The organism is Pseudomonas sp. FG1 (assembly GCF_034313875.1).
Lineage (GTDB): Bacteria > Pseudomonadota > Gammaproteobacteria > Pseudomonadales > Pseudomonadaceae > Aquipseudomonas > Aquipseudomonas veronii.
In genome coordinates this window covers 3,849,463-3,861,623 of record NZ_JAVIWP010000001.1, presented here as the reverse complement: position 1 = coordinate 3,861,623, position 12,161 = coordinate 3,849,463, and the positions used below count along the sequence as shown (strand labels likewise).

Here is a 12,161-nt window from a genome sequence, read left to right as displayed (position 1 = left end):
AATGGCCGTAAAAACCCATTGGTATGAGGCCGACAGCCGCTTCATCCCAGGGCATTACCAACCCGCCACGTTGATCGACCTGGCCTTGTCCCGCGACATCGACAGCCATCGCCTGTTGCGCGGCACCGGGCTGTTCCACGAGGACATCCTCGCCGGTACAGCACAACTGAGCCCGCAGCAGTTTCTCGGATTGATCGGCAACAGCCGGCGCCTGCTCGCTGCCGATGAGAGCAGCTTCCTGTTTGGCCAACGCCTGCTGCCCGGCTATTACGGCGCCGCCAGCCATGCCCTGGGCCACGCGCAGAATCTGGATCAGGCGCTGGAGATCCTGATCCAGCAACAGGTGCTGCTCAGCCCGCTGGTGACGCTGCAATTGGAGCGGGATGAACACCATGCCTACCTGTACTGGCGGGACAGCTGCGGCGCCGGCGAACACTGGCGGTTCCTGCTGGAAGCCAGCATGACCTCGCTGGTCGCCATGAGCCGCTGGCTCAGCGGCCAGCGCCTGCCGTGGCAATGCAGCTTCAGCCATGGCGAGCCGCATTACGTCGAACAATACTGGGTTCACCTGGGCGAACACACGCGCTTCGCGCGCCCGCTGGACATGATGTGCATCCCGCGCGAATACCTGGTCATGGCCTGGCCCGGCGCGTCCGCCACCGCCGGCCAAGTCGCGCGCCAGCAGGCCCGCGAGCAGATCGAACAGCTCGGTTTTGCCGACAGTTTTCTCGATTGCCTCTACGACTACCTGCGCGAACAGGTGCGCCAGCCGCCCAGCCTGGAACAGGCGGCCCAGGCGTTCGCCATGAGCCCGGCGACCCTCAAGCGCAAACTGCACAAGCACGACACCGGCTTTCAGCAGCAGGTGGATCGGGTGCGCAAGCACGTCGCGTTGCACCTGTATCAGGTCAAGGGGTTCAGCAACGATGAAGTGGCCGCGTACCTGAACTTCAACGATGCGGCGAACTTCCGGCGTTCGTTCAAGCGCTGGACAGGCACCACGCCGAACCTGATCCGTCAGCTGTTCAACAGCCGTTAGCCAGGCGCTCGCGCAGGAACTCCACCAGCGCCTGCACCGGCCTCGAACTCTGCCGGTGCTGCGGGTACACCGCCGACAGCGTCAGGGCTTCGGGGGCGAAGTCTTGCAACAGCGTCACCAGGCGCCCGTCCGCCAAGGCATCGGCGACGATAAAGGTCGGCAGGTAGGTGACGCCCAACCCGGCGATGGCGGCGTCGCGCAGCAACTCGCCATTATTGACGCGCATGCGCCCGCTGACGTTCAGCGACTGCGGCTTGCCTTTGCTCTGGAACCGCCATTGCACCTGGCGGCCGTGGCCGTAGGGCAGGCAATCGTGGTCGGTCAGATCGTCGGGTTTCTGCGGTGTGCCACGCAATGCAAGGTACTCGGGGCTGGCGCAGTACACACGCTGCACGCTGGCGATACGCCGGGCGATCAGGGTGGAGTCTTCGAGGATGCCGATGCGCAACACCAGATCGTAGCCTTCGCCGATCAAGTCCACCGGGCGGTCGCTCAGATCGACTTCCACCGACACCTGCCGATAGCGCTGCAAAAACAGCGGCAGCAGGCAACCCAGGTGGGCCATGGCAAACGACAACGGCGCACTCAGGCGAATGGTGCCGCGCGGTTCGCTGTTCTGCCCGGCAATGCCCTGCTCCACTTGCTCGACTTCGCTGAGCAGGCGCAAGGCCGATTCGTAGTAACTCTGCCCCAGGGGTGTGACATCCAGGCGGCGGGTCGAGCGGTTGAGCAGGCGCACGCCGAGGCGGTCTTCGAGTTGGATCAGGCGGCGGCTGACGAATTGCTTGGACAGCCCCAATTGCTCGGCGGCGGCGGTGAAACTGCCGGACTCCATGACCTGGCAAAACAGGCGCATGTCTTCGAAGGGATTCATTGTCGCGTCTCGGTGGACATTTTGCTGATTTATAGCCTGTCAGGTGCTGCACCACAAACCTAATGTGCCAACACAATCAAAAGTGGGAGGGGGCTTGCCCCCTCCCACAGGGGATTACCGAGATTCCCGAGGTCGGGTTACTTGGTGGTGAACGCCGAGTAGCTGTTCATCAGGTTGCGGTAGTTGGGAATGCGCGGCGACAGCAGGTTGGCCAGGCCTTCCATGTCGTTGCGCCAGTCAACCTGCAGCTCGCAGGCCACGGAGAACCAGTTCACCAGTTGCGCGCCGGCCGCGGTCATACGGGCCCAGGCAGCCTGTTGCACGGTTTCGTTGAAGGTACCGGAAGCGTCGGTGACCACGAACACCTCAAAGCCTTCGGAAAGAGCGCACAGGGTCGGGAACGCTACGCACACATCCGTCACCACACCGGCAATGATGATCTGCTTGCGGCCGGTGGCCTTCACCGCCTTGACGAAGTCTTCGTTGTCCCAGGCGTTGATCTGGCCAGGGCGCGGGATGTACGGCGCGTCCGGGAACAGTTCTTTGAGCTCGGGCACCAGCGGGCCGTTGGGGCCGCTTTCAAAGCTGGTGGTGAGGATGGTCGGCAGGTTGAAGAACTTCGCCACGTCGGCCAGGGCCAGCACGTTGTTCTTGAATTCGTTGGGGGAGAAATCCTGCACCAGGGAGATCAGGCCGGTCTGGTGATCCACCAACAGCACCACGGCGTCATCTTTGTTCAAGCGCTTGTAAGTCATGGGTTAACTCCTTTGTGGGTTTAGGTATCAGAACGCAAAGCACGAGCAGCCAAACGCACCCCAGAAGCCCTGGAAGTCGCTGACCGGCACGTTGGAAAGACGCGCTTTCTCATGGCCATGAGCATGCACGCCACACGGGCCACTGCAGTGGTGAGCCTGCGCCTGCAGCGGCGAAGCGGGACGCCAGTGTCCCGGCACCTTGACCACCGGCGACCAGTCCGGCAGCACCGGCACGCGCGGCGGTGCGAAATCTTCGAAGTCGCCGGCGCCATACACCACCTTGCCGCCGACCACGGTCAGCACCGACTCGATCCACTTGATGGCCTCTTCATCGACGCTGAAAAAATCCGCCGACAGCGCGGCGACGTCCGCCAACTGGCCGACCTTGATCTGACCCTTCTTGCCCTGCTCGGACGAGAACCAGGCGCTGCCGTGGGTGAACAGTTCCAGCGCGGTCAGGCGCGGCAGTCCTTCGGCGTGCAGCTCCAGGCCACCCACGGTGCGGCCGCTGACCATCCAGTACAGCGAGGTCCACGGGTTGTAGCTCGACACCCGCGTGGCGTCGGTGCCCGCGCCGACCGGTACACCTTCGGCGAGCATGCGTTTGATCGGCGGCGTGGCTTCGGCGGCCTTGGCGCCGTAGCGCTCGACAAAGTACTCACCCTGGAACGCCATGCGGTCCTGGATCGCAATCCCGCCGCCGAGGGCGCGCACACGCTCGATGTTGTGCGGGGTGATGGTTTCGGCGTGGTCGAAGAACCACGGCAGGCCATTGAACGGGATGTCGCGGTTGACCTTCTCGAACACATCGAGCATGCGCGAGATCGATTCGTTATAGGTGGCGTGCAGGCGGAACGGCCAGCGCTGCTCGACCAGGTGGCGCACCACCGGCTCCAGTTCCTGCTCCATGCTCAGCGGCAGGTCCGGGCGCGGTTCGAGGAAGTCTTCGAAGTCGGCGGCGGAGAACACCAGCATCTCGCCGGCGCCATTGTGGCGCAGGTAGTCGTCGCCCTGATGCAGGGTGACGCTGCCGGTCCAGTGCTTGAAGTCGCTGAGTTCTTCCTTGGGCTTCTGCGTGAACAGGTTGTAGGCGATACGTACCGTCAGTTGTTCATCCTTGGCCAGTTGCTCGATCACCGCGTAATCGTCGGGGTAGTTCTGGAAACCGCCGCCGGCGTCGATCGCACTGGTCAGGCCGAGGCGATTGAGTTCGCGCATGAACTGGCGGGTCGAGTTGACCTGGTATTCCAACGGCAGTTTCGGGCCCTTGGCCAGGGTCGCATACAGGATCATCGCGTTGGGCCGCGCCACCAGCATGCCGGTGGGGTTGCCGTTGCTGTCACGCACGATCTCGCCGCCCGGCGGGTTCGGGGTGTCCTTGGTGTAGCCGGCCACGCGCAGGGCGGCGCGGTTGAGCAAGGCGCGGTCGTACAGGTGCAGCACGAACACCGGCGTGTCCGGCGCCGCCTGGTTGAGTTCGTCCAGGGTCGGCATGCGCTTTTCGGCGAACTGGAATTCGTTCCAGCCGCCGACCACGCGCACCCATTGCGGCGTCGGGGTGCGATCGGCCTGGTCCTTGAGCATGCGCAGGGCGTCGGCCAGGGACGGCACGCCTTCCCAGCGTAGTTCGAGGTTGTAGTTCAAGCCGCCACGGATCAGGTGCAGGTGCGAGTCGTTGAGGCCGGGGATCACCGTGCGGCCCTTGAGGTCGATGACCTCGGTGCCGCTGCCGCGCAGGGCCATGGCCTCGCCATCGGTGCCCACGGCCACGAAGCGCCCCTGGCGAATGGCGACGGCGGTAGCGCGTGGGTTTTCACGGTCCACGGTGTGGAACTGGCCATTGAACAAAATCAGATCGGCGTTCATAGGGTTTCCTTTACAGAGGCTTCAAGCCAGGGAGCGAACAGGCGGGTAGCCGCCGGCATCAGCAGGTACACCACCAGCAACACGATGGTCAGGGTGATCAGGAAGGTGGCGACCACGTAGTTGGACAGGAACGGGTGCAGGCCCAATATCGGGCCCCACACGATCGGTACCAGCAGGGTCAGCGGCAGGATCACGCACAGGGTGACCACGGCCTGTTTCCAGCGCGGCGGTTTGGCGACGCTGTCGGTTTGGGGGGTGAACCAGAACTCGTTGACCGCACCGATTTCGGTGTGGTCGCCGTCGGCCAGCAGCGGCGCGGCTTCTTCGATCAGGGTTTTGCGCTCGAGGGAGTCGAGCCAGCGTTGCAGGTCGTCGGTGGAGCGGTAGCGCAACACGCAGGTGAACAGCGCCAGGCCGTCGTGTTTACCGCGCACGACGTCGACGCCGAGGTGGCCCGGGCGTTCGCCGGCGATGCGTACTATGCGGCGTAGCCACGCTTCGTAGTTGGCCTCGCTGCCGGATTTGATCCGGTGTTTGACGATCAGGGTGACGACTTCGTCGGAACCGGTTTCAGGTGTTGGGTCCATGGTGTGTTCTTCCCCCCTGGAGAGCTGAGCGATGAGGCGAGTTTGGCGGCGACGGGCGATTCGGAATTGGATGTTTGTGCTGTTTGGCGCGGTGACTTGCCGGGCCGCCTACGCGGGGAAGCTGGACATGTGCGCGCTGATCCGGCTCCTCAACCAGCGCTCCGCCGGGTCGTTGTCATGCACCCCGCTCCACACCATCGACAGCTCTGCGGCGTCGATCGCAAACGGTGGGTCCTGCGCGCGCAACGTGGTGCCTTCGGTCAAGGCGCACGCGGCGTAGTCCGGCACGGTCGCGATGATCTGCGTGCCCGCCAGTAACGCCCGCAAGCCACTGAATTGCGGCACCGCCAGCACCACCCGGCGCGCCCGACCGATGCGCGCCAGGTCGAGGTCGATATTGCCGCTCAAGTCCCCCGAAAACGACACCATGGCATGCGGCCGTTCACAGTATTCGTCCAGGCTCAGCGGTGCGGTGCCGCCATCGCCGCGCAGCACCTTGCACGGAATGTCGCGCAGTTTCTTGCGCTTGGCATTGGCCGGCAGATCCGTGGTGTAGCTGACTCCCACGGTGATCTCGCCACTGGCCAGCAGCGACGACATCAACAGGTAATTGGCGCGGCGCACCACCACCACGATCCCCGGTGCCTCGTCGCGCAGTTGGCTGAGCAACGGCGGGAACAGGCCGAATTCGGCGTCATCGGACAGGCCGATGCGGAACACCGCACAGCTGGTGGAAGGGTCGAAATCCTTGGCGCGGCTGACCGCGCTCGAGATGGTGTCCATGGCCGGTTGCAGCTCCTTGAGTATTGCCATTGCGCGTGGTGTGGGCTCCATGCCGCGCCCATTGCGCAGCAGCAACGGGTCGTCGAACAAATCGCGTAAACGGCCCAAGGCCGCGCTCACCGCCGGTTGGCCCATAAACAGTTTTTCGGCGACCCGGGTCAGGTTCTTCTCGAACATCAGCGCTTCGAAAATCACCAGCAGGTTCATGTCGACGCGGCGCAGGTCGTTGCGGTTCATAGCGGTCCCCAAACAGTTGACAGAGCACCAGCTAAGCACGCGGCGCGGCGAGCGCGATTGCACACCTGTGCTGTCTTTTCCACGCCAACAACTGGCGAAATTAACAACGATTAACTCGTCAGTCGGACGGCACGGCACCAAGAATGAGGCCGTCTACACTGCATCCATTCACCGGGAACGCTCCCATCGACTGCGGATATTTCGTCATGGCCCGACTTGAGCACGGTGCTCCAAGCTTCTGCGCGACCGGCGGCCTCTGCCCCCGGCGCGAGCGTATCGCCAAGCAACTGATCCTCGCCAACCTCGGCGAAAGCCTGGCGATTGCCGACCTGGCCCAGGCCTGCGCACTGTCGCGCAGCCACTTCTCCCGCGCCTTCAAATGCACCACCGGGCTGTCGCCGCAGGAATGGATTCGCCAACAGCGCATCCAGCGCGCCAAGGAGTTGATCACCGGTACGTCCTTGAGCCTGACGCAAATCAGCCTGGAATGTGGTTTCTGCGACCAGGCACACTTCTGCCATATGTTCACGCGCAGCGAAGGCGTCAACCCGATGACCTGGCGTAATCACCAATTGCGTCGCAAGCAGGCGATTGCCGCCTAGTGGTCAGCGCAAGCGTGGAATATGCTGGGCGAACCCTTTTTTCAGAGCTCGGGCTGGCATGAACGACCTCAGCGAACAGGCCGTACACTTCGGCCCGTATCGGATACACCCGCGCCAACGCCTGGTGCTGGAGGCTGGCCGGCCGTTGCGCCTGGGACGGCGGGCAGTGGACATCCTGCTGATCCTGCTGGAACAGGCCGGCAATGTGGTGAGCAAGCAGGAACTGATCGCGCGGGTCTGGCCCAAAAGCGTGGTCGAAGACGGCAACCTGCGCGTGCATATGGCGGCGTTGCGCAAGGCCCTGGGCGATGGCCAGGCCGGGCAGCGCTATATCGTCACCGTGGCCCAGCGCGGCTACAGTTTTGTTGCGCCACTGAGCATCGAACCGATGACCCTTCCAACCGACGGCAGTGCGCAAAGCCAGGCCCACAACCTGCCGCTGCGCAGCACGCGGATGATCGGCCGCCAGGCGCTGATCGATGCGCTGGTGCAGCAATTGCCGCAACAACGCTTTATCACCCTGACCGGCGCGGGAGGCATCGGTAAGACCACGGTCGCGCTGCGTGTCGCCGAGTTGTTGATCGGGCATTACCGCGACGGCATTCGCCTGCTCGACCTCGCCCCCCTCAGCGCACCGTCGATGATCCTGCCCAACCTCGCCGCCCTGCTCGACCTCACCCCCGACGAACACGCGCCGCTGTTGACCCTCGCGCGCAGTCTCCACACGCGCCAGTTGCTGTTGGTGATCGACAACTGCGAACACCTGCTCGATGACATCGCCCTGATCAGCGAGACCCTGCTGCGCCACGCCCCCAACGTTCACATCCTCGCCACCAGCCGCGAAGCACTGCGCGCCGAGGGTGAATACGTGCAGCGCCTGGAGCCGCTGGCCTGCCCGCCCGCCACCGGCAACCGTGCCCAGGCGCTGGGCTATCCGGCCCTGCAACTGTTGATCGAGCGCGCCATGTCCCATCAGGACAGCTTCGCCCTCAGCGAAGCCGAACTGCCATTGGCGATTGATATCTGCCAGCGCCTCGACGGTATCCCGCTGGCGATTGAACTGGTGGCGGCGCAGATCGAACGTTTCGGCCTGCAAGGCCTGCTGGTGCAGATGGAAGACAACTTTCGCCTGCTGACCCGTGGCCGCCGCAGTGCCCTGCCCCGTCAACAGACGCTGCGCGCCACGCTGGACTGGAGTTTCGACCTGCTCGCGCCGTGCGAACAGATCTGCCTGCGCCGCCTGGCGGTGTTTCGCGGCGGCTTCAGCCTGGCCAGCGCGGCGGCGGTGATCGCCGGGGACCAGATCGCGCCGGCCGAGGTGCTGGGTTCGATCACCCAACTGGTGGCCAAGTCCTTGCTCAATGTCGAGCCCGGCGATGACGAGATGGTCTACCGCCTGCTGGACATCACCCGCACCTACGCCCTGGAAAAGCTCAGCGTGGCCGCTGAACTCGACACCACCCGCGAGCGCCACGCCGCACGCTGCCTGGCCTTGATGGAACAGGCCCGGGACGATTGGGAACTGACCGCGACGCAGCCCTGGATCGACCGCTACGCGCCCCTGCGCGAAGACATCCGCGCCGCACTGGATTGGGGCCTGGGCGACCAGGGCACGCACCTGTTGGGTATTCGCCTGACGGTCAGCGCGATGCCGTTGTGGCAGGAACTGTCATTGCTGGGGGAACACGGGCTGTACGTGGGCAAGGCGCTCGCACGGCTGGCGCAATCGCCCGCGCCGAACCCGCACTTGCACATGGCGTTGCAACTGGCGCTGGGCAGTTTTTCGTATCACACCCAGGGCGGTACGCCGCAGACCATTGACGCCTTTGCCTACGCGCGGCGCCTGGCCGAAGCGAACAACGATCTGAGCGGCCAGTTGCGTGCGGTGTCGGGCCATATGGCGGTCAACCTGTGCTGCGGCAATTATCGCCAGGCACTTGCGCAAAGCCTGCACTTCGATCAACTCGGCCCCCAGGCCGACCCCTTGCTCGACCTCAGCGCCCAGCGCCTGCGGGTACTGGCCCAGCACTTTGCCGGTCACCAGGCATTGGCCCTGCGCAATGCCGAACAGGTGATCCAGCGCATGGCCCACAGCGGCCATCTGAACCGGTTCACCCATGGCTTCGGCGTGCAGTACGACCAGGGCGTGGCCTCGCTGACGATCCTCGCTCGCATCCTGTGGCTGCGGGGGTTCCCGGAGCGGGCCTGGCGCACCGCGAACCAGGCCCTGGAACTGGCGCTGCAGATCAACCACGGCACCTCGATCTGCTACACCCTGGCCCTGGCCGGGGTGGTCATCGCCCGCTACAACGGCGACGCGGCCGCGACCCATTCGCTGCAGGAACTGTTGTTGCAACAAGCGCAAAAGCACTCGGTGCAGCTGTTTCATACCTGGGCCCGACACTACGCGGGCGCAGCGCCGACGCAAGCCATGCCCGGGCTCGGCCTGATCGCGGATACCCTGGTGACCTTCAATGCGGGCGCGGTGGACGCGGCGATGTTCGAACGCGCCAAAAGCGGCGCGGCCGGCTGGTGTACGGCAGAGATCCTGCGGGTGCGCGCCGAGCACAGTGACTACATCCCGGCAGAAGCACTGTTGCTCGAGGCACTCGGCCTGGCGCACCAGCAAGGCGCCCTGGCCTGGGAGTTACGCAGTGCCACCGCGCTGGCGCGGCTGTGGCAGCGCCAAGACCGCCGGCAAGCGGCACGCGAGCTGCTGGACTCGGTCTACGGGCGATTCAGCGAAGGGTTCGCCACCCAGGACCTAATCGGCGTGCGCCGCCTGCTCGACGAGTTGCAGGACAAACGGCCGGCCTGAAAACGCCCCCAGATAATGCCCATACCCTTGCTGCAGACGCGCCACTTGCAGCGGGTCGCGCAGTTGCGCCAGGGCGTAGCTGCGCACGCTGTTGAGCAAGCGGTAACGCTCGGGACCGAGGCCGGGCTCCACGCTCAGCAGCGAGATGTCGACCAGTCGCCGCAGCAGGTATGGCAGGTCGGCGTGAGCCAGCTCGGTGCCGGCGATCAACTGCCCCAGGACGGGCAAGCTCACCGCCATCTTGAACAGGCCCAGTTGCAGGAACAGCCAACGCTCCGGCAGGCTCAGGCGCTCGTATGACCAGTCCAGGGCCGCCGCCAGGGATCGGTGGCGTTCCAGCGCCGTGCGCCGACCGCGCGCCAGCACTTGCAGGCCGCTGCGCAATTGCACCTGCAAGCCCTGCACGCCGAGAGCATCGACCTGGGCCGCCGCCAGTTCGAGGGCCAACGGAATACCGTCGAGCCGGCGGCAGATATCGCGCAGCGCCGGCAAGTCCTGGGGCCGCAGGGCAAACCCTTGCTGACTGGCGCGCACGCGCGCGACGAACACCTGCACCGCCGAGTAGGCCATCGCCTGCTCGACGCTGCCCCAGGCGGATGGCATCGGCAGCGCCAGGCGAGGCACGCGCTGCACCCACTCGCCGGGCACCCGCAAGGCTTCGCGGCTGCTCAACAACAGCGTCACCCCAGGCGCGCTGGCCTGCAGCGCGCGCACCAGATGACGGCAGGCGCCGAGCAACACGTCGGCGCCATCGAGCACCAGCAATAACTGGCGCGAGGCCAATTGACGGAAGAGCGCCGCGCCACTGTCAGCCGCGTCGAGCCCGAGGGTCTCGGCCAACTGGCGCAGCATTGCCGTGGGCGTATCGACACCGGCCAGATCCAGCCACCACACGCCGTCGCGATAACGCGGCAACACACGCTCGGCCAACGCCAGGGCCAGGCTGCTCTTGCCGACGCCAGCGCCTCCGGTGAGGGTCATCAGGCGTTGCCCCGACAGGCGTCGGACCAGCGTCCCCACCAGTTCGTCGCGACCGATCAGCGGGCTGAGCCGGGTCGCCAGGTTGTGCCGCGGTGCCGCGTTCCCAGCGGCCTCCTGCAGCGGCGCAACCAGGCAATAGCCGCGTTGGGGTTCATTGAGAATGTAGCGACGACCGTCCAACGCACGGCGCAGGGCGGCGATATGCACCCGCAGGTTGTTCTCTTCCACCACGCTACACGGCCAGACGCGGGCGATCAGGGTGTCCTTGCTGACAAATTGCCCGGGCGTTTCGAGCAGCACCGCCAGGATGTCCAGCGCACGCCCGCCCAACGGCACGGGCATGCCTGCCTTGCTGACCAGGCGCTGCTGACGATGAAAGGTGTAAGGGCCAAAGCGCATCGCATGGTCGTTGTTCATCTGCGTAAAAGCGCTGAAACACCCGAGCTTGGGCTTCCGCGCATCCTTCTTCCATGGGCCTGCCGTTATCTTGCCAGCTCGTTGTAACAGGACAATGCTGGCACGGGGAGCGATACGGACAATCGGGTGCGCGAGACGGACATCCTGTCGTTAACTGAACTGCTGCCGGTATTGGGTGGGGTTGAGGCCGAGTTTTTCACTGAACAGAAAGCGCATATGCCGCACGCTGCCAAAGCCTGCGTGAAAGGCCACGGTTTTGAGCGGCAGGTCGGTGGTTTCCAGCAGGTGCCGGGCGCGGTCGATGCGCGCGCCCTGCAGGAAGGCCATCGGCGTCATCTGCACCTCTTTGGCGAACAACCGCGCAAAGTGCCGCGCACTCATGCCGGCGAGTGCCGCCATGGATTCGATGGTGAACGGCTGGTCCAGATGCGCCAGCACATGGCTCTGCACCCGCGTGATCGCGGTTTCCTGGGGCGCCACGGCGGCGGTCATCGGGCTGAACTGGGCCTGCCCGCCCTGGCGCTTCATCACCACCAGCAGCACTTTGGCCACGTCCACCGCGACCTGCTTGCCGTGGTCCTGGGCGACAACCGACAGCGCCAGGTCGATACCCGCCGTCACCCCGCCGGACGTGATCAGGCGGCCGTCCTGCAGGTAGATACGGTCGGTTTCGACAACGGCCTGGGGGAAGGCCTTGATCAGCCGCTCGGTGTAATGCCAGTGGGTGGTCACGCGGTGGCCGTCGAGCAACCCGGCATACCCCAGCACAAAGGCACCGGTGCAGATCGAGCCGAAGCGCCGCGCGCGTGGAGCAGCGGCCTGGAGCCAGGGCAACAGGTCGGGGTGGCATTCGTTATAGGCACCGGGACCACCGGGCACCAGCAGCAGGTCATAGGCATCGTGCGCCTGGGCCAGCAGCAGGTCGGGCTGCACGACCACACCATTGGACGCACGCAGCGGGCCGGGCTCGGTGCCGACGATCAGGATCCGATAGTGCTGCGCCGCTGGCAGGTAGCGGTTGGCAATCGAAAACACTTCAAGCGGCCCGGCCATGTCGAGCAGGAGGAAGTCCGGAAACAGCGCCATGGCCACGGTGTTCATAGAGAGACGTCCATCAGGAAGGAAGGCAGCGGGTATTATGCCACGTCCGCAACTGTCAACCTCAATGCGACAGTTATTCAGATATCAGCTTCTTAATGAAT

Annotated in this window: 10 protein-coding genes; 3 read left to right on the top strand and 7 right to left on the bottom strand. The window is 64.9% G+C overall.

Annotation, left to right across the window (positions count from 1 at the left end):
• Position 1: 1 nt before the first annotated feature.
• A complete protein-coding gene (locus tag RGV59_RS17935; RefSeq protein ID WP_126585982.1) occupies positions 2-1,039 on the top strand; it encodes an AraC family transcriptional regulator in 1,038 nt (345 codons plus the stop codon).
• Here RGV59_RS17935 and RGV59_RS17930 read toward each other — a convergent pair.
• From RGV59_RS17930 to RGV59_RS17910, 5 genes are all read right to left on the bottom strand, one after another.
• The gene (locus RGV59_RS17930) at positions 1,026-1,913 is read right to left on the bottom strand and encodes a LysR family transcriptional regulator (protein ID WP_102618576.1); all 888 of its coding nucleotides are present in this window, start codon (positions 1,911-1,913) and stop codon (positions 1,026-1,028) included. The two genes, RGV59_RS17935 and RGV59_RS17930, sit on opposite strands and share 14 nt — an antisense overlap.
• 137 nt (positions 1,914-2,050) lie before the next feature.
• On the bottom strand, positions 2,051-2,668 hold the full coding sequence (ycaC, locus tag RGV59_RS17925) for an isochorismate family cysteine hydrolase YcaC (protein ID WP_046488519.1): 618 nt from the start codon (positions 2,666-2,668) through the stop codon (positions 2,051-2,053).
• A gap of 27 nt (positions 2,669-2,695) precedes the next feature.
• Positions 2,696-4,534: an amidohydrolase gene (locus RGV59_RS17920; protein WP_104903432.1), complete on the bottom strand. Its 1,839-nt coding sequence runs from the start codon at positions 4,532-4,534 to the stop codon at positions 2,696-2,698.
• Positions 4,531-5,121, bottom strand: coding sequence for an antibiotic biosynthesis monooxygenase (locus tag RGV59_RS17915; RefSeq protein ID WP_126585981.1), 591 nt, complete (start codon positions 5,119-5,121; stop codon positions 4,531-4,533). Before RGV59_RS17915 ends, RGV59_RS17920 begins: the two co-directional genes overlap by 4 nt.
• 108 nt (positions 5,122-5,229) lie before the next feature.
• Positions 5,230-6,141, bottom strand: coding sequence for a LysR substrate-binding domain-containing protein (locus RGV59_RS17910; protein WP_046383863.1), 912 nt, complete (start codon positions 6,139-6,141; stop codon positions 5,230-5,232).
• A 206-nt stretch (positions 6,142-6,347) separates the two neighbouring features.
• Between RGV59_RS17910 and RGV59_RS17905 the strand changes: the two genes are divergently transcribed.
• Together RGV59_RS17905 and RGV59_RS17900 are read left to right on the top strand one after the other, a co-directional pair.
• Positions 6,348-6,743, top strand: a complete 396-nt coding sequence (locus RGV59_RS17905; RefSeq protein WP_046383864.1) for a helix-turn-helix domain-containing protein — start codon at positions 6,348-6,350, stop codon at positions 6,741-6,743.
• Positions 6,744-6,801: 58 nt separating this feature from the next.
• Positions 6,802-9,561 (top strand): ATP-binding protein, encoded by a 2,760-nt coding sequence (locus tag RGV59_RS17900; RefSeq protein WP_126585980.1) that lies wholly within the window; start codon positions 6,802-6,804, stop codon positions 9,559-9,561.
• Here the strand turns inward: RGV59_RS17900 and RGV59_RS17895 are convergent.
• Both RGV59_RS17895 and RGV59_RS17890 read right to left on the bottom strand, forming a co-directional pair.
• Entirely contained in the window at positions 9,508-10,959 is a 1,452-nt protein-coding gene (locus RGV59_RS17895) for a winged helix-turn-helix domain-containing protein (protein ID WP_126585979.1), read from the bottom strand. The two genes, RGV59_RS17900 and RGV59_RS17895, sit on opposite strands and share 54 nt — an antisense overlap.
• 150 nt (positions 10,960-11,109) lie before the next feature.
• Positions 11,110-12,060 carry a GlxA family transcriptional regulator gene (locus RGV59_RS17890; protein WP_102618580.1) on the bottom strand — a complete coding sequence of 317 codons (951 nt, stop codon included), beginning with the start codon at positions 12,058-12,060 and terminating at the stop codon, positions 11,110-11,112.
• Between the last annotated feature and the right edge of the window lie 101 nt (positions 12,061-12,161).